Genomic DNA, 17,836 nt, shown 5'->3' on the forward strand with positions numbered 1-17,836 from the left:
GGAGAGCGGATTAATGGCACACAAAAAAGCTGGCGGTTCTACTCGTAACGGCCGCGACTCAGAAAGCAAACGTCTTGGCGTAAAACGCTTCGGCGGTGAATCAGTTCTGGCTGGCAGCATCATCGTTCGTCAGCGTGGCACCAAGTTCCACGCAGGCAGCAACGTAGGCTGCGGTAAAGACCACACCCTGTTTGCTCTGTCTGACGGTAAAGTCAAATTCGAAGTTAAAGGCCCGAACAGCCGTAAATATATCAGCATCGTCGCTGAGTAATTTTTCGGTATCAGGTTGAATAATAAAGCCCTGCAACTTGTTGCAGGGCTTTTTACATTTGCGCGGCACAATACAGATACGCGGCATAATACAGAAATCGATAAAAAGAACAGGTGATGTGATGAAACAGAATGCTGTCATCGGGTTTTGTCTGGCGCTGACTACCGCCATATGCTGGGGAGCGCTGCCAATCGCGATGAAACAGGTTCTGGTAGCGATGGAGCCTTATACCATCGTCTGGTACCGCTTTTTGATCGCATCCGTCGGGCTGTGGATTTTCCTGTACAGCAAAGGCAAATTGCCGACGCCGCGGGTATTTGATCATCAGCGTTGGTGGATTCTGCTGTTGATAGCCACCGGCGGGTTGCTGGGCAATTTCGTGCTGTTCAGCTCATCTTTGCAATATCTGAGCCCTACGGCGTCGCAGGTGATCGGGCAGTTGTCGACGGTGGGGTTGATGGTTGCCAGCGTTGTGATCCTCAAGGAAAAGATGCGCGTGAATCAAATCATCGGCGCTGGGGTACTGATTTGCGGATTATTGATGTTTTTCAACAATAGTCTGGTGGAGCTTTTTACCCGACTGACGGATTACACCTTCGGGATATTGCTGGGGGTAGCGGCTTCCACGGTATGGGTGGCCTATGGCGTGGCACAAAAGGTGTTACTGCGTCGTCTGACTTCGCAACAGCTGCTTTTTCTGCTGTATACGCTCTGTGTACTGTTTATCACCCCGTTGGCAAAACCGGGGGGGATTTTCCAACTGACTGGCTGGCAATTGGCCTGTCTGCTGTTTTGCGGCGCGAATACTCTGGTGGGATACGGGGCGCTGGCTGAGGCTATGGCGCGCTGGCAGGCCGCTCAGGTGAGTACCATCATTACGCTGACGCCGTTGTTTACGCTGTTTTTTTCGGATTTATTGTCATTGGCCTGGCCTTCGGTATTTGCCGCGCCGGCTCTCAATCTGCTGGGGTATATCGGCGCCTTTGTCGTGGTGACCGGCGCGATGTTCTCTGCGATTGGGCATCGTCTGATCGCATTAAAACGCGACAAGCGTCCTAGGGTTTGATGAGGTAGGAACAGGCCGCGCAGATACTCTGAACAAAGGGTGGCGAAGCGAATCAGGGCTGATTATTTTTAATACAGGTGAAATCCTTTCGCCAAGCAGGTACAATCAGCGCCCTTTTATCGGAACGGTTCTGATGCGTCGGTTTTTCAGTGGCAGGTGACATACTGCGGTTATCTGTCATCAACCCAATTCGTTGAGCCAAAGAGAACCAATAAATTATTCAAACGCGTCGGTCATTCTCTATTGGTTTTTTGCGGAGACAGTTCATGAAGTTTGTAGATGAAGCCACCATCCTGGTGGTGGCGGGTGACGGTGGCAATGGCTGTGTCAGCTTCCGTCGTGAAAAATATATTCCCAATGGCGGGCCTGACGGCGGTGACGGCGGTGACGGCGGTGACGTCTACCTGCTGGCGGATGAAAACCTTAATACCCTGATTGACTACCGCTTTGAGAAAAGCTTCCGTGCGGAACGCGGCCAGAATGGTCAGAGCCGTGACTGCACCGGCAAGCGTGGCAAAGACATCACCATCAAGGTCCCCGTCGGTACGCGCGTGCTGGATAAAAGCACGGGTGAAGTGCTGGGTGACATGACCCGTAATCAGCAGAAACTGATGGTCGCCAAAGGCGGATGGCACGGGCTGGGTAATTCCCGCTTCAAATCCTCCGTCAACCGTGCGCCGCGACAGAAAACCAACGGTACGCCGGGCGAAGAGCGTGAGTTGATGCTGGAGCTGTTGCTGCTGGCGGATGTCGGTATGCTGGGTTTGCCGAATGCCGGGAAATCAACGTTTATTCGCGCAGTGTCGGCCGCTAAGCCGAAGGTGGCGGATTATCCGTTTACCACGCTGGTGCCGAGCCTGGGCGTGGTGCGCATGGACAGCGAGAAGAGCTTCGTGGTGGCAGACATCCCCGGTCTTATCGAAGGCGCGTCCGAAGGCGCTGGGCTGGGGATCCGTTTCCTGAAGCATCTGGAGCGCTGCCGCGTGTTGCTGCATCTGATCGATCTGGCGCCGATCGATGAATCCGATCCGATCGAAAATGCCAAAGTGATCGTTAATGAATTGCAGCAGTACAGCGCGTCTCTGGCGGAAAAACCGCGCTGGCTGGTGTTCAACAAGGTTGATCTGCTGGAGAAAGGCGAGGCGGAAAAACGCGCGAAAGAGATCGCGGCCGCACTTGGCTGGGAAGGTAAATATTACCTGATTTCCGCAGCCAACCGGGAAGGGGTAAATGCCCTGTGCTGGGATGTGATGAATTTCCTCAATACTCAGCCGAAAGCGCTGGCCGAAGCAGAGAACAAGGCGCCTGAGAAAGTCGACTTCATGTGGGATGATTACCACCGCGAACAGTTGGAAGCCGCCAAGGCGGAAGCTGAAGAGGAGTGGGATGACGACTGGGATGAAGATGACGACGAAGGCGTTGAAATTATTTACCAGCATTAATCGCCACCAGGCCATCTAAGCGGTGGCCGAAAAGAAAAATTTGCTTGTTAGTTGTGTATGTTTCCCTTATCTGCCAGGCAGATAAGGGAATTTTTTATCAGTCAGTTAATTGTTCTGGTATATATCTTTGTAAACGCGGCTTTCGAAGCGAACCAGCGGAATGCGGCGTTCTTTTTGATCTTCCGGTGGAACCGCGTAACCGGAGAGATACTGTACGAAGGCCATTCGCTGGCCGCTGGCGGTGGTGATAAAGCCCGCCAGGTTGTACACCCCTTGCAACGCGCCGGTTTTGGCCGAGACTTTGCCATCAAGCCCGGCTTCATGCAGGCCGGCACGATAGCGTAATGTCCCGTCATAGCCCGCCAGCGGCAGCATCTTGATGTAATTCAATTCGTTATCGTGTTGAGCAATATACTGCAGCACCTGCATCATGGTTGCCGGCGCGATCAGGTTATGTCTGGACAACCCTGAGCCGTCAACGATGATGGTGTTGCCCAGGTCGATTCCGGCTTTCTGACGCAGGATCTGGCGAACGGCGTCAGCGCCGGCGCGCCAGGTTCCGGGAACTTTGAAACGCTCATGCCCGATGGTGCGAAATACGGTATCGGCAATCATGTTGTCCGATTTTTTCAGCATGGTGGTCAACAATTCGTGCAACGGCTCCGACTCGGTTTGCGCCAGTACGGTGCCGGGAGCGCCAGGCAGCGATTGCCGGCGCAGACTGCCGGCGATGCGGATGTCCGCCTGTTGCAGTTCGTCTTTCACGATCGCGCCGGCGTAGCTGGCGCCGTCCTGTATGGCGAACGCCAGCGGCAACGGTTCGGCGCGCTGCGTCAGGCAGCCAGTAACGGTAAAGCGGTTGAGTTCACCCGGCACTACGTCCAATTCGCAATACTGGGCGTCTGGGGAGCCTTTCGCCAGGGTGCGAACTTCACTGAACATTTGCACCGGATAATAGGACGCGACGCGGATAAATGCGTTATCGCCTGCCTTGGGGGCGCTGTAGAGCGAGATGGAAAAACAGTTTTTGTCGACAATCGCGGCAGCGGGCGGCGCGCTGAAACACTGAGTCATATCATTCCAGGGCCAGCCGGGCGCCTTGTCGTGGCTGGCGAATACGGACGTATCGATCAGGACGTCACCGCTGATTTCTCGAATTCCCCGTTTCTTGAGTTCCTGTACCATGTTACGGAGTTGCTGTCGTTTCAGCGATGGATCGCCGCTGAAGCGCACCGCCAGATTGCCGCGTAATACCCCGTTGGCGAGCGTGCCTTTGCTTTCCATCGTGGTGACGAAACGGTAATCCGGCCCCAGTTGCAACAGCGCAGCCAGCGCGGTGATGACTTTCTGCGTACTGGCGGGCAGCGCCATCTGCTGACTGTGATAATCGACAGTCGGGGTAGATGCTCCGACTTTTTGCACCACCAGCGCCAGATTGGCCCCATCGGGCAGATATTTGGTGTACTCGTCAATGGGGGCGGCGTTGGCCTGTAGGGCAACTGCGCAGGCAAAACCGGTCAGAATCGATAAAAAACGCATAATCTCAATTAAGTACAGGGTAACGTGGTGGTCATACTACGGCGCATCAAGGGATAAAGTAAACGATGACCCTGGTGGAACTCTGGGGTAAAATGCGTATCAAAATGCAAAAACGCGTCTGGCCTGGAAGGAATGTTCCGGGCGAGGCTATTTTTGTTTAAATTGTCAGGATGACGGTAACGTGAGCCGTACGGATTTTTTAGAGGTAGTGACGATATGAAACAATTTCCGATGACGTTGCGTGGTGCTGAAAAGTTACGCGAGGAGCTGGACTTCCTGAAGTCAGTACGCCGGCCCGAAATTATTGCGGCGATTGCCGAGGCGCGTGAGCACGGTGATTTGAAAGAAAACGCAGAATACCATGCCGCTCGCGAGCAGCAGGGATTCTGTGAAGGTCGGATTCAGGAAATTGAAGCCAAACTGTCTAACGCCCAGGTTATCGACGTCACCAAGATGGCGGCGAACGGTCGCGTGATTTTTGGCGCTACGGTAACCGTGATGAACCTGGATACCGAAGAAGAGCAGACCTACCGTATCGTGGGTGACGACGAAGCCGACTTCAAACAGAACCTCATTTCTGTCAACTCGCCGATTGCGCGGGGGTTAATAGGCAAAGAAGAGGATGACGTGGTGACGATCAGCACGCCGGGCGGGGTCGTGGAGTACGAAATCCTGAAGGTGGAATATCTCTGATTCCTATTGACTGGCAAGGCGCCAGCCTCGATTGTAAAGAAAGGAAAAAGGCCGATATCGGCCTTTTTTCTCACCAGCGGGTCATGGAACCTTGCCGGGAAACAGGGTAACCTGAACCAAAAATGTTAACGGGGCAACACAATCTTGCGTTCTTTTGACGCACGATAGAGCACCAGAGTGTGGCCGATGACCTGGACATTACTGGCGCCGGTTTCGCGCAGAATGGCATCGACAATCAGGCCCTTGGTTTCACGATCCTCAGCGGCGATTTTCACCTTGATCAGTTCGTGATGTTCCAAAGCCTGCTCGATTTCAGCCAGCACACCTTCAGTGAGGCCGTTGTTGCCCAGCATGACGACCGGCTTCAACGGGTGAGCCAGGCCTTTCAGGTGCTGTTTTTGTTTGTTACTCAGATTCATTGTCTTTTTTGCTTAGGTTGGGATTGAAAACGGGCCATTCTACCGCCATCTCATGATTATCACCAATCCGGCTATACAGATTGGCTGTCGTTGAGACGTTTTGCCCGCCGCTGGCACTTAATTAACACTAGTTAGAAAAAATCATAGTTGGAAAATCGATGGCTAACAAAAAGCGTTCTGCAAGTTCCACCCGCTGGTTGCAGGAACACTTTAGCGACAAATATGTACAGCAGGCGCAGAAAAAAGGGCTTCGCTCGCGCGCTTGGTTTAAACTTGATGAGATACAGCAGACTGACCGGCTGTTCAAACCCGGCATGACCGTGGTGGATCTTGGCGCAGCGCCAGGCGGATGGTCCCAGTATGTTGTCAGTCAGATTGGTGGAAAAGGGCGCATTATCGCGTGCGATCTTTTACCGATGGATCCTATTGTTGGAGTCGATTTCCTTCAAGGGGATTTCCGTGATGAATTAGTGCTCAAAACCCTGCTGGAGCGGGTTGGAGACGAGAAGGTTCAGGTGGTGATGTCCGACATGGCCCCGAACATGAGCGGTACTCCGGCGGTGGATATTCCCCGCGCCATGTATCTGGTTGAACTTGCGCTGGACATGTGTCGGGATATATTAGCGCCTGGTGGCAGTTTCGTAGTGAAAGTATTTCAGGGAGTGGGCTTCGATGAGTATCTGCGTGAGATTCGCTCCCTGTTTACGACGGTGAAGATTCGTAAGCCAGATGCCTCGCGAGCCCGGTCCCGTGAGGTGTACATTGTAGCGACAGGTCGTAAACTGTAGTACCCTGACGCTATTTTTTAACACAGTTGTAATATGAGGTTAATCCCTTGAGTGACATGGCGAAAAACCTGATTCTCTGGTTGGTCATCGCGGTAGTGCTGATGTCCGTATTCCAGAGCTTTGGGCCCAGCGAGTCGAATGGCCGTAGGGTGGATTATTCAACCTTTTTGACTGAAGTGAATCAGGATCAGGTCCGTGAAGCGCGTATCAACGGGCGCGAGATCAATGTTGTCAAAAAAGACAGCAGCCGCTACACCACGTACATCCCTGTCAACGATCCTAAACTGCTGGATAACCTTCTGACCAAAAATGTGAAAGTGGTTGGCGAACCGCCGGAAGAACCGAGCCTGCTGGCTTCTATCTTCATTTCCTGGTTCCCGATGCTGTTGCTGATTGGTGTCTGGATTTTCTTCATGCGCCAGATGCAGGGCGGAGGCGGCAAAGGTGCCATGTCTTTTGGTAAAAGCAAGGCACGGATGCTGACGGAAGATCAGATTAAAACCACGTTCGCCGATGTGGCGGGCTGTGATGAAGCCAAAGAAGAAGTTGCCGAGCTGGTGGAGTACCTGCGCGAGCCGAGCCGCTTTCAGAAACTGGGTGGTAAAATTCCGAAAGGCGTGCTGATGGTCGGCCCGCCGGGGACCGGTAAAACCTTGCTGGCGAAAGCCATCGCCGGTGAAGCGAAAGTGCCGTTTTTCACCATTTCCGGTTCCGACTTCGTAGAAATGTTTGTGGGCGTCGGTGCTTCTCGCGTGCGTGACATGTTCGAGCAGGCCAAGAAAGCTGCGCCCTGCATCATCTTTATCGATGAAATCGACGCCGTGGGCCGCCAGCGTGGCGCGGGTCTGGGCGGTGGTCATGACGAACGCGAGCAGACGCTGAACCAGATGCTGGTTGAGATGGATGGTTTTGAAGGCAACGAAGGCATCATCGTTATCGCCGCGACTAACCGTCCCGACGTGCTGGACCCGGCGTTGCTGCGTCCCGGTCGTTTTGACCGTCAGGTGGTGGTTGGCTTGCCGGATGTCCGTGGCCGTGAACAGATTCTGAAAGTCCATATGCGCCGCGTACCGCTGTCGCCGGATATTGACGCTTCCGTTATCGCACGTGGTACGCCGGGCTTTTCCGGTGCGGATTTGGCTAACCTGGTGAACGAAGCTGCGTTGTTTGCGGCTCGCGGCAACCGTCGCGTGGTTTCGATGGTGGAATTCGAGAAGGCCAAGGACAAAATCATGATGGGGGCGGAACGCCGCTCTATGGTGATGACCGAAGCGCAGAAAGAATCCACCGCCTATCACGAAGCGGGTCATGCGATTATCGGCCGTCTGGTGCCGGAGCACGATCCGGTGCACAAAGTGACGATTATCCCGCGCGGTCGTGCTCTGGGTGTGACTTTCTTCCTGCCTGAGGGTGATGCGATCAGCGCCAGCCGTCAGAAACTGGAAAGCCAGATTTCCACGCTGTACGGCGGCCGTCTGGCTGAAGAAATCATCTACGGATCCGAGCATGTTTCTACCGGCGCTTCCAACGACATCAAAGTGGCGACGTCCATCGCCCGCAACATGGTGACGCAATGGGGCTTTTCGGAAAAGCTGGGGCCTTTGCTGTATGCGGAAGAAGAAGGCGAAGTGTTCCTCGGTCGTTCTGTAGCCAAAGCCAAGCATATGTCGGATGAAACGGCGCGTATCATCGATCAGGAAGTTAAGGCGTTGATCGAGCGTAACTATCAGCGTGCCCGCGAATTGCTGATGGCCAATATGGACATTCTGCATTCGATGAAGGACGCGCTGATGAAGTATGAGACTATCGATGCGCCGCAAATCGATGATCTGATGTCGCGTAAAGACGTTCGCCCGCCAGCCGGCTGGGAAGAACCGACTTCGGGCAATAACTCTTCGTCGTCTGACAATGGCGGTGCTCCTAAGGCGCCGACGCCGGCGGATGAACCTCATGCGCCGACACCGGGCAATACCATGTCCGGGCCTTTGAACGACAAGTAATGGTATGACGGCCCCCCTGGCGGGCCACAGCTTCCCCCCAACCCCGGCTTGCCGGGGTTTTTTACTCCGGTAGGGCATGCTGGCTAGACGAATTTGAGAAGCAAAACATGAAACTGAACGCTCGTGGATTGACGCTGGATCTCTCCTGTCCCCAGGTTATGGGGATCTTGAATGTCACCCCGGATTCCTTCTCCGACGGCGGTAAACACAACACGCTGAACACGGCTTTGATCCATGCCGAGCAGATGATTTCTGCCGGCGCCACTTTCATTGATGTGGGGGGCGAGTCTACCCGACCGGGCGCAGACGAAGTCAGTACCGATGAAGAGTTGGAGCGGGTTGTGCCGGTGGTGGAAGCGCTGGCGCAACGCTTTGAAACCTGGATTTCGGTGGATACGTCCAAGCCTGAAGTGATTACCGCCTGTGCGCAGGCCGGCGCACATCTGATCAACGATATTCGGGCGCTTAGAGAGCCGGGTGCGCTGGAGGCGGCGGCGGCAACAGGTCTTCCCGTGTGCCTGATGCATATGCAGGGATTGCCGAGAACCATGCAACATACGCCGCATTATGACGATGTGGTAGGTGAGGTTTCGGCATTTTTTGAGCATCATATTGCCCGTTGTGTCGCCGCCGGTATTCCGCGCGACCAGTTATTGCTGGATCCTGGGTTCGGCTTCGGCAAGAATCTGCAGCATAATTATCGGTTGCTGGGGAACCTGGAAGAATTACATCGCTTCGGTTTGCCGTTGCTGGTTGGTATGTCCAGAAAAACCATGATTGGGCAATTGCTGGGTGTTCCGCCGCTTGAACGGGTTTATGGCAGTGTAGCAGCGGCGGTTATTGCCGCGATGAAGGGCGCCCATATTATCCGTGTCCATGATGTGAAAGCGACGGTGGATGCAATACGTGTAGTCGAAGCAACTCTATCAGCGAAGGAATAACAACAATTATGAGTAGCCGCAAATATTTTGGCACTGACGGTATTCGGGGCAAGGTGGGCGATCTGCCGATTACGCCTGATTTTGTATTGAAGCTGGGATGGGCTGCCGGCAAAGTTCTGGCGCGTCATGGTTCCAGAAAAATTATTATTGGCAAAGATACCCGTATTTCCGGCTACATGCTGGAGTCTGCGCTTGAGGCCGGGCTGGCGGCGGCTGGCTTGTCCGCATCGTTCACCGGACCTATGCCAACTCCGGCGGTGGCTTATCTGACCCGTACCTTTCGTGCTGAAGCCGGGATCGTGATTTCGGCGTCACATAACCCCTACTACGACAACGGTATCAAGTTCTTTTCGATTGACGGCACCAAGTTGCCGGACGAAGTGGAGGAGGCGATCGAAGCAGAAATGGAAAAACCATTGACCTGCGTCGAATCCGCCGAATTGGGCAAGGCGAACCGTATCGTTGATGCTGCCGGGCGCTATATCGAATTTTGTAAAGGCACGTTTCCCAGTGAACTGAGCCTCAGCGGACTTAAAATCGTGGTGGATTGCGCCAATGGCGCTACCTACCACATTGCACCCAGCGTGCTGCGTGAGTTAGGCGCACGGGTGATTGCCATTGGTTGTGAACCCGATGGTATGAACATCAATGAACAGTGCGGAGCTACTGACGTCACGCAATTGCAGGCGCGGGTGCTGTCTGAAAAAGCGGATGTCGGTCTGGCGTTTGATGGTGATGGCGATCGCCTGATTATGGTTGATCACCAGGGCAACAAAGTCGATGGCGATCAGATCCTGTACATTATCGCGCGCGAAGCGCTGCGTCAGGGGCAATTGCGCGGTGGTGCGGTCGGTACATTGATGAGCAACATGGGACTGGAGCTGGCGCTAAAACAGTTAGGTGTCCCGTTTGCTCGTGCCAAGGTGGGAGACCGCTACGTGTTGGAGTTGATGCAGTCGAAAGGCTGGCGTCTGGGCGCTGAAAACTCCGGCCACGTTATCCTGTTGGATAAAACCACTACCGGTGATGGCGTTATCGCAGGCTTACAGGTACTGACTGCCATGGTCCGCAACCATATGAGCCTGCATGACCTGTGCAGCGGCATGAAGCTCTTTCCGCAAATACTGGTCAATGTGCACTTCTCCGGAGAAGGAGATCCGCTGGAAAGCGAGCTGGTGAAGCAGGCCACGCAATCGGTGGAAGAGCAATTGGCCGGTCGTGGCCGGGTATTACTGCGTAAGTCCGGTACAGAGCCCTTGATCCGGGTCATGGTGGAAGGGGAAGACGAAGCGACAGTGACGCAGATGGCAAATCGCATTGCCGATGCGGTAAAAGCGGCCGGTTAAGGGCAGAATAATGTGCCGACGGTGGTGGCAGGCTGCGAATGCCTGTCACACGGTGTGATAGCGTGAATGCCTATGTAATCAGTCGGCTAGCCAGTATTTTCCGGTCTTTCTTTTTCGGCCGCTGGTTTTTTCCTCAATCAGTGGGTTGGCGCCAAATTACCCTTGCGTACACCCGATGCTTTAGTTAGTATTCAGACCCGCTTTATAGGGGAGTTACCTCTCCTGGCGGGTAGTCGCGGGTAAGCCGCAAGAATTAGCGATGCCTCACCAGGTGGTGGGGATAAATAACAGGTACGACTATGTACGAAGCTCTTCTGGTAATTTTCCTGATTGTGGCGATTGGCCTGGTTGGTCTTATCATGCTGCAACAAGGTAAAGGTGCTGATATGGGAGCGTCGTTCGGAGCAGGGGCTTCCGCTACCTTGTTTGGTTCGAGCGGATCCGGCAATTTTATGACCCGAATGACGGCGCTGTTTGCCACGCTGTTTTTCGTACTCAGCCTGATTCTGGGGAACATGAGTTCCGACCACAGCAAGAAAGGCAGCGAGTGGGAAAACCTGAGTCAGCCAGCTGCGCCCGAAAAAGCAGAGCAGTCAAAAGCACCGACTGCACCGTCAAGCGATATTCCTAAATAATCGCGGGCGTTTCATCGGCGGGTAAACGCCGCTGATGATAAAAAGCAATTGTGATGCCGAGGTGGTGGAATTGGTAGACACGCTACCTTGAGGTGGTAGTGCCCGATTGGGCTTACGGGTTCAAGTCCCGTCCTCGGTACCAATCCTATAGATAACTTGCATTTTTGCGGTTGTCAGCGTAGTATTTGCCACGTTTTCGGACGCGGGGTGGAGCAGCTTGGTAGCTCGTCGGGCTCATAACCCGAAGGTCGTCGGTTCAAATCCGGCCCCCGCAACCACTTAACTTCCCAGAAAAGTTTTTTTTCAAATAAACTGTATTGCATCAAGCGCATTATCTACGGTGAATTCTGAAAGAATACTTGATGGTAGTTATGCCGCAGTAGTTTGCGGTAAATAGGGTCCAGTTGCACAAAGCCCCGATATATCGGGGTTTTTTGTTATCTGACAGCAGAATTACTGGGCTATTAAGCCCTTTTTTTATGTCTTGGGGGTGGGCTTGTCCACATTAGAACAAAAGTTAACAGAGATGATTTCGGCACCTGTTGAAGCCCTGGGCTATGAGCTGGTAGGCATTGAGTTCATTCGGGGACGCCAGTCGACACTGCGAATCTATATTGATAGTGAAGATGGCATCACTGTTGATGATTGTGCTGATGTTAGCCACCAGGTCAGTGCGGTACTGGATGTTGAGGATCCCATATCCGTTGCCTATAACCTGGAAGTGTCGTCGCCGGGCCTGGAACGGCCGCTCTTTACCGCTGCGCATTACGAGCGTTTCGCGGGTGAAGAAGTTAGCCTGGTGCTGCGCATGGCGGTGCAGAATCGCCGTAAGTGGCAGGGCATCATCAAATCCGTTGAAGGCGAGATGATCACCGTAACAGTGGAAGGCAAAGATGAAGTGTTCGCGCTGAGCAATATCCAGAAGGCGAACCTGGTACCCCACTTTTAAAGTTTGGATGAGGCAACTAGGATGAATAAAGAGATTCTGGCTGTTGTTGAAGCGGTTTCCAATGAAAAAGCCGTGCCGCGTGAAAAGATTTTTGAAGCGCTGGAGACTGCACTGGCGACAGCGACCAAGAAAAAATACGAGCAGGAAATTGATGTTCGTGTCTGTATCGATCGCAAAACCGGCGATTTCGATACCTTCCGTCGTTGGCAGGTCGTGAACGAAGTCACCCAGCCGACACGTGAAATCACCCTGGAAGCGGCGCAATTTGAAGAGCCAAGCGTGGAACTGGGTGGCTACATCGAAGATCAGATCGAATCCGTAACTTTCGACCGCATCACCACTCAGACCGCCAAGCAGGTTATCGTGCAGAAAGTGCGTGAAGCCGAGCGCGCCATGGTGGTTGACCAGTTCCGTGAACAGGAAGGCGAGATCGTCACCGGCGTGGTCAAAAAAGTTAACCGCGATAACATCACGCTGGATTTGGGCAGCAATGCTGAAGCTGTGATCGGCCGTGAAGACATGCTGCCGCGTGAGAACTTCCGCCCGGGCGACCGTATTCGCGGCGTCCTGTATGCCGTTCGTCCGGAAGCGCGTGGGGCACAGCTGTTTGTGAGCCGTTCCCGCCCTGAAATGCTGATTGAATTGTTCCGTATCGAAGTGCCGGAAATCGGCGAAGAAGTTATTGAGATCAAAGCTGCAGCCCGTGATCCGGGTTCCCGCGCCAAGATCGCGGTCAAAACCAACGACAAGCGTATTGATCCGGTCGGTGCATGCGTGGGGATGCGCGGCGCGCGCGTTCAGGCGGTATCCAGCGAACTGGGCGGCGAGCGTATCGATATCGTTCTGTGGGACGATAATCCGGCGCAGTTTGTCATTAACGCCATGGCGCCGGCCGATGTGGCGTCCATTGTAGTTGATGAAGACAAACACACTATGGACATCGCGGTTGAAGCCGGCAATCTGGCGCAGGCTATCGGTCGCAACGGTCAGAACGTTCGTCTGGCTTCTCAACTGAGCGGTTGGGAACTGAACGTGATGACGATTGAAGATCTGCAGGCGAAACACCAGGCAGAGGCTCATGCCGCCATCGATATTTTCACCAAGCACCTGGATATTGACGAAGAATTCGCGACGGCGCTGGTTGAAGAAGGCTTCTCTTCGCTGGAAGAACTGGCTTATGTGCCAATCCATGAGCTGCAGGAGATCGATGGTCTGGATGAAGAAACCATCGAAGCTCTGCGCGAACGGGCAAAAGCGGCGCTGACCACGCTGGCTCTGGCGAATGAAGAAAACCGCGGCAGTGGTCAGCCAGCGGAAGATTTGCTCAATTTATCTGGTCTGTCCCGCGAGCTGGCGTTTAAACTGGCCGCGCGCGGTGTTTGCACGCTGGAAGATCTTGCTGAGCAGGGCGTCGACGACCTGGCAGATATTGAAGGGCTTGATGAAACACAAGCCGGCGAGCTGATTATGGCTGCACGTAATATCTGTTGGTTTGGTGGCAGTAACGAATAACGAACTGTAGCAGGAAAGGAACAGCATGACAGATGTAACCCTAAAATCACTGGCCGCAGAGATCCAGACGCCGGTTGACCGCCTGATACAGCAGTTTGCTGATGCGGGAATCACCAAGTCTGCATCGGACTCTGTGACTCAGAATGAAAAAGAAACACTGCTGGCGCACCTGAACCGCGACCGCGGCGGCGCGCCGGGAAAATTGACACTGCAGCGTAAAACACGTAGCACTTTAAATATCCCCAGCACCGGTGGTAAGAGTAAATCGGTGCAGATCGAAGTCCGCAAGAAGCGCACCTATGTAAAACGCGATCCTCACGACGAGCAGCAGGCTGCGGCTGAGGAAGAGCAGGCACGGCGTGAAGCGGAAGAACAGGCGCAACGCGCAGCCGAAGATCAAGCCAAACGCGAGGCCGAAGAAAAGGCCAAACGTGAGGAAGAAGAGAAGGCAAAGCGCGCTGTTGCTGAAGAGCAAGCCAAACGTGAGGCCGCTGAAAAAGCTAAGCGTGACGTAGCGGAAAAAGAGAAAGTGAGCAACCAACAAAACGATAGTATGACTAAACCAGCTCAGGCTGAGAAAGCGCGTCGCGAAGCGGAAGCGGCTGAGCTCAAGCGTAAGGCGGAAGAATCGGCTCGTCGTAAGGTCGAGGAAGAAGCTCGTCGTATCGCAGAAGAGGCTCGCCAGATGGCAGAAGAAAATGCCGGACGTTGGGAAAAAGAAGGCGATGAAACCGAAGACGCGGATTACCACGTAACCACCTCCCATCACGCGCGTGAAGCGGAAGATGAGAATGATCGTCAGGTGGAAGGCGATCGTCGCGGTCGCGGTCGCGGCAGCAAGGTTACCAAACAGAAAAAAGGCAGCCGTCTGTCTGAATCGAAGGCCGATCGCGAAGAAGCCCGTGCGGTGACTCGCGGCGGTAAAGGCAAGCGTAAGCCGAGTACCCTGCAGCAGGGCTTCAATAAGCCTGTGCAGGCGGTCAACCGCGACGTGGTGATTGGCGAAACCATTACTGTGGCCGAGCTGGCGAACAAGATGGCCGTCAAAGGTTCTCAGGTCATCAAGGCCATGATGAAACTGGGCGCGATGGCCACCATCAACCAGGTTATCGATCAGGAAACCGCGCAGCTGGTAGCGGAAGAAATGGGTCATAAAGTGATCCTGCGCCGTGAAAACGAGCTGGAAGAAGCGGTAATGAGCGACCGCGATACCGGTTTGTCCTCCGCCGAATCGCGCGCGCCGGTAGTGACCATCATGGGCCACGTTGACCACGGTAAGACCTCGTTGCTGGACTACATCCGCTCCACCAAGGTAGCGGCTGGCGAGGCTGGCGGTATTACCCAGCATATCGGTGCCTATCACGTTGAAACTGACAACGGCATGATTACCTTCCTGGATACGCCGGGGCACGCCGCGTTTACCGCCATGCGTGCGCGTGGCGCACAGGCTACGGATATCGTGGTTCTGGTTGTGGCCGCTGATGACGGTGTGATGCCTCAGACCATCGAAGCTGTTCAGCATGCCAAGGCCGCCAAGGTACCGGTGGTGGTTGCCGTCAACAAAATCGACAAACCGGAAGCCGATCCGGATCGTGTCAAAAACGAACTGTCTCAGTACGGCATCATGCCGGAAGAGTGGGGCGGTGAATCGCAGTTTGTGCATGTATCCGCCAAAAGCGGCGAAGGCATCGATGAACTGCTGGAAGCTATTTTGCTGCAGGCCGAAGTTCTGGAACTGAAAGCCATTCGCAGCGGTATGGCCAGCGGCGTGGTGATCGAATCCTTCCTGGACAAAGGTCGTGGCCCGGTTGCGAGCGTGTTGGTACGTGAAGGTACGCTGAACAAGGGCGACATCGTACTGTGTGGTTTCGAATATGGCCGCGTGCGTGCCATGCGTGACGAACTGGGTCGCGAAATCACCGAAGCGGGTCCGTCCATTCCGGTGGAAATCCTGGGTCTGTCCGGCGTACCGGCGGCCGGTGACGAAGCGACAGTGGTGCGTGACGAGAAGAAAGCTCGTGAAGTGGCGCTTTACCGTCAGGGTAAGTTCCGCGAAGTGAAGCTGGCGCGTCAGCAGAAGTCCAAGCTGGAAAACATGTTCGCCAACATGACCGAGGGCGAAGTTTCCGAGCTGAACATTGTGATGAAAGCCGATGTTCAGGGGTCTGTGGAAGCGATTTCCGATTCGTTGCAGAAACTGTCCACCGACGAAGTCAAAGTCAAGATTGTGGGTTCCGGCGTGGGTGGGATCACCGAGACCGATGCCACCTTGGCCGCGGCCTCCAACGCGATCATCCTTGGCTTTAACGTGCGTGCGGATGCCTCTGCCCGTCGTATCGTCGAGGCGGAAGGCCTGGATCTGCGTTACTACTCCGTCATCTATGACCTGATCGACGAAGTGAAACAGGCGATGAGCGGTATGCTGGCGCCGGAGTACAAGCAGGAAATTATCGGCCTGGCGGAAGTGCGCGATGTGTTCAAGTCACCGAAGTTTGGCGCGATTGCCGGCTGTATGGTGACCGAAGGGGTGGTGAAACGTCACAACCCAATCCGCGTGCTGCGTGACAACGTGGTTATCTTTGAAGGCGAGCTGGAATCCCTGCGCCGCTTCAAAGACGACGTCAACGAAGTCCGTAACGGTATGGAATGTGGTATCGGCGTGAAGAACTACAATGACGTTCGCACTGGCGACGTGATCGAAGTGTTTGAAACCATTGAGATCAAACGCACCATCGACTGATACGTGCAGTAACGTACCTGATGTTTTCATGCTGGGGGGCCGAGTGCCCCCCGATTTTTCTCTGAGGATTCATCATGGCAAAAGAATTCAGCCGCACGCAGCGTGTGGCTCAGGAAATGCAAAAAGAAATCGCCATTATCATTCAGCGTGAAGTGAAAGATCCGCGTGTGGGCATGGCGACGGTATCCGGCGTGGAAGTGTCGCGCGATTTGGCTTACGCCAAAGTATTTGTGACCTTTCTGAATGACAACGAACCGGAGCAGGTCAAAGCCGGAGTGAAGGCGTTGCAGGATGCGTCCGGTTTTATCCGTATGTTGTTGGGCAAGGCCATGCGTCTGCGCGTAGTGCCGGAACTGACCTTCTCCTATGACAATTCCCTGGTGGAAGGGATGCGGATGTCCAATCTGGTGACCAACGTGGTCAGACGTGATGCGGAACGTCGTACCCCTGCCGCAGATGATGAGCAGGAGGGGTAATGTCGCGTCCTCGTCGCCGCGGCCGGGATATCCACGGCGTTTTGCTGCTGGATAAACCGCAAGGAGCATCGTCCAACGATGTGCTGCAGAAGGTAAAACGCCTCTTTAATGCCAATAAAGCCGGGCATACCGGCGCGCTGGACCCGCTGGCAACCGGCATGTTGCCGATATGTCTGGGTGAGGCGACCAAGTTTTCCCAGTACCTGCTGGATGCCGATAAACGCTACCGAGTGATAGCTCGTCTGGGGCAGCGTACGGATACTTCGGATGCCGACGGCAATGTGATTCAGGAGCGCCCGGTAGCCTTTACCCATGATCTGCTGATGCCGGCGCTGGACAGCTTTCGCGGCGATACCCAACAGGTGCCGTCGATGTATTCCGCGCTGAAATATCAGGGTCGCCCGCTGTACGAATATGCGCGTCAGGGGCTGACCGTGCCGCGTGAAGCGCGTGATATCACGGTGTATGAGTTGCAGTTTATCCGCTGGGAAGGGGATGAGCTGGAACTGGAAATCCATTGTTCCAAGGGAACTTACATCCGCACCATCATTGATGATCTGGGCGAGAAGCTGGGGTGTGGCGCCCATGTGATTTACCTGCGCCGGTTGCAGGTGGCGACTTATCCGATCGAGCGGATGGTGACTCTGGAGCAGTTGCAGGCGTTGCGTGAACAGGCGGAAGCGCAGGAGCAGCCGATCGGCGAATTGCTGGATGTGCTGCTGTTGCCGATGGATACCGCTGTGCAGGCGTTTCCGGAAGTTAATCTGTCGCCGGTGGTGGCGGGTTATCTCAAGCTGGGGCAAGCGGTGCGTGCTGCCGCTACGCCGGCTAACGGTATGGTGCGCATTACCGAGGGTGACGCGCGCCGGTTTATCGGTATGGGGGAAATCGATGACGAAGGTCGGGTCGCGCCGCGTCGTCTGGTAGTAGAAAACCCTGTGCCGACGGATGCCTGAGCGCCTTGCGATTAGATCGCGCTGAGAGTAAAATGACGCGGCTTAAATCCTGGGCGGCTGAAT

16 protein-coding genes and 2 tRNA genes are annotated in these 17,836 nt (G+C 54.6%); 16 read left to right on the plus strand and 2 right to left on the minus strand.

The genetic code is table 11. The annotated features are described in order from the left end of the window. The first annotated feature begins 13 nt into the window (after positions 1–13). The 3 genes from rpmA to cgtA all read left to right on the plus strand — a co-directional run bounded on the left by rpmA (position 14) and on the right by cgtA (position 2,779). Positions 14–271, plus strand: coding sequence for a 50S ribosomal protein L27 (gene rpmA, locus CVE23_RS03530; protein WP_022632116.1), 258 nt, complete (start codon positions 14–16; stop codon positions 269–271). 121 nt (positions 272–392) lie between these two features. Beyond that, positions 393–1,337 carry a DMT family transporter gene (locus CVE23_RS03535; protein ID WP_049854587.1) on the plus strand — a complete coding sequence of 315 codons (945 nt, stop codon included), beginning with the start codon at positions 393–395 and terminating at the stop codon, positions 1,335–1,337. A gap of 266 nt (positions 1,338–1,603) precedes the next feature. Beyond that, positions 1,604–2,779, plus strand: coding sequence for an Obg family GTPase CgtA (gene cgtA / locus CVE23_RS03540; RefSeq protein ID WP_100848914.1), 1,176 nt, complete (start codon positions 1,604–1,606; stop codon positions 2,777–2,779). Positions 2,780–2,884: 105 nt separating this feature from the next. Here cgtA and dacB read toward each other — a convergent pair whose 3' ends face one another. Next, complete coding sequence (gene dacB / locus CVE23_RS03545) at positions 2,885–4,318, minus strand: serine-type D-Ala-D-Ala carboxypeptidase (RefSeq protein WP_100848915.1); 1,434 nt, start codon at positions 4,316–4,318, stop codon at positions 2,885–2,887. Between the two features lie 216 nt (positions 4,319–4,534). On the opposite strand from dacB, the gene greA reads away from it, so the two are divergent. Then, complete coding sequence (gene greA / locus CVE23_RS03550) at positions 4,535–5,011, plus strand: transcription elongation factor GreA (protein ID WP_019843796.1); 477 nt, start codon at positions 4,535–4,537, stop codon at positions 5,009–5,011. Between the two features lie 125 nt (positions 5,012–5,136). Here greA and yhbY read toward each other — a convergent pair whose 3' ends face one another. Beyond that, a complete protein-coding gene (gene yhbY / locus CVE23_RS03555) occupies positions 5,137–5,430 on the minus strand; it encodes a ribosome assembly RNA-binding protein YhbY (RefSeq protein ID WP_013316313.1) in 294 nt (97 codons plus the stop codon). 158 nt (positions 5,431–5,588) lie between these two features. On the opposite strand from yhbY, the gene rlmE reads away from it, so the two are divergent. The 12 genes from rlmE (at position 5,589) to truB (ending at position 17,773) form a co-directional block, all read left to right on the plus strand. After that, positions 5,589–6,218, plus strand: a complete 630-nt coding sequence (rlmE, locus tag CVE23_RS03560; RefSeq protein WP_038662433.1) for a 23S rRNA (uridine(2552)-2'-O)-methyltransferase RlmE — start codon at positions 5,589–5,591, stop codon at positions 6,216–6,218. A 47-nt stretch (positions 6,219–6,265) separates the two neighbouring features. Then, a complete protein-coding gene (gene ftsH, locus CVE23_RS03565) occupies positions 6,266–8,218 on the plus strand; it encodes an ATP-dependent zinc metalloprotease FtsH (protein ID WP_071605151.1) in 1,953 nt (650 codons plus the stop codon). 107 nt (positions 8,219–8,325) lie between these two features. Next, positions 8,326–9,159: a dihydropteroate synthase gene (folP, locus tag CVE23_RS03570; RefSeq protein ID WP_038917807.1), complete on the plus strand. Its 834-nt coding sequence runs from the start codon at positions 8,326–8,328 to the stop codon at positions 9,157–9,159. Positions 9,160–9,167: 8 nt separating this feature from the next. Then, entirely contained in the window at positions 9,168–10,505 is a 1,338-nt protein-coding gene (gene glmM, locus CVE23_RS03575) for a phosphoglucosamine mutase (protein ID WP_100848916.1), read from the plus strand. A 299-nt stretch (positions 10,506–10,804) separates the two neighbouring features. Beyond that, positions 10,805–11,140 (plus strand): preprotein translocase subunit SecG, encoded by a 336-nt coding sequence (gene secG / locus CVE23_RS03580; RefSeq protein WP_038662423.1) that lies wholly within the window; start codon positions 10,805–10,807, stop codon positions 11,138–11,140. 55 nt (positions 11,141–11,195) lie between these two features. Continuing rightward, a tRNA-Leu gene (locus tag CVE23_RS03585) sits at positions 11,196–11,282 on the plus strand. A gap of 59 nt (positions 11,283–11,341) precedes the next feature. Further along, positions 11,342–11,418 (plus strand) — tRNA-Met (locus CVE23_RS03590). Between the two features lie 218 nt (positions 11,419–11,636). Continuing rightward, the gene (gene rimP / locus CVE23_RS03595) at positions 11,637–12,089 is read left to right on the plus strand and encodes a ribosome maturation factor RimP (protein WP_013316320.1); all 453 of its coding nucleotides are present in this window, start codon (positions 11,637–11,639) and stop codon (positions 12,087–12,089) included. A gap of 21 nt (positions 12,090–12,110) precedes the next feature. Beyond that, on the plus strand, positions 12,111–13,601 hold the full coding sequence (gene nusA, locus CVE23_RS03600) for a transcription termination factor NusA (RefSeq protein ID WP_038917809.1): 1,491 nt from the start codon (positions 12,111–12,113) through the stop codon (positions 13,599–13,601). 25 nt (positions 13,602–13,626) lie between these two features. Further along, positions 13,627–16,341, plus strand: coding sequence for a translation initiation factor IF-2 (infB, locus tag CVE23_RS03605; protein WP_038917810.1), 2,715 nt, complete (start codon positions 13,627–13,629; stop codon positions 16,339–16,341). A 74-nt stretch (positions 16,342–16,415) separates the two neighbouring features. Further along, a complete protein-coding gene (rbfA, locus tag CVE23_RS03610; RefSeq protein ID WP_100848917.1) occupies positions 16,416–16,817 on the plus strand; it encodes a 30S ribosome-binding factor RbfA in 402 nt (133 codons plus the stop codon). Next, positions 16,817–17,773, plus strand: a complete 957-nt coding sequence (gene truB, locus CVE23_RS03615) for a tRNA pseudouridine(55) synthase TruB (protein ID WP_100848918.1) — start codon at positions 16,817–16,819, stop codon at positions 17,771–17,773. Before rbfA ends, truB begins: the two co-directional genes overlap by 1 nt. The last annotated feature ends 63 nt before the right edge of the window (positions 17,774–17,836 follow it).

This window comes from Dickeya fangzhongdai (assembly GCF_002812485.1).
GTDB classification, from domain to species: Bacteria; Pseudomonadota; Gammaproteobacteria; order Enterobacterales; family Enterobacteriaceae; genus Dickeya; species Dickeya fangzhongdai.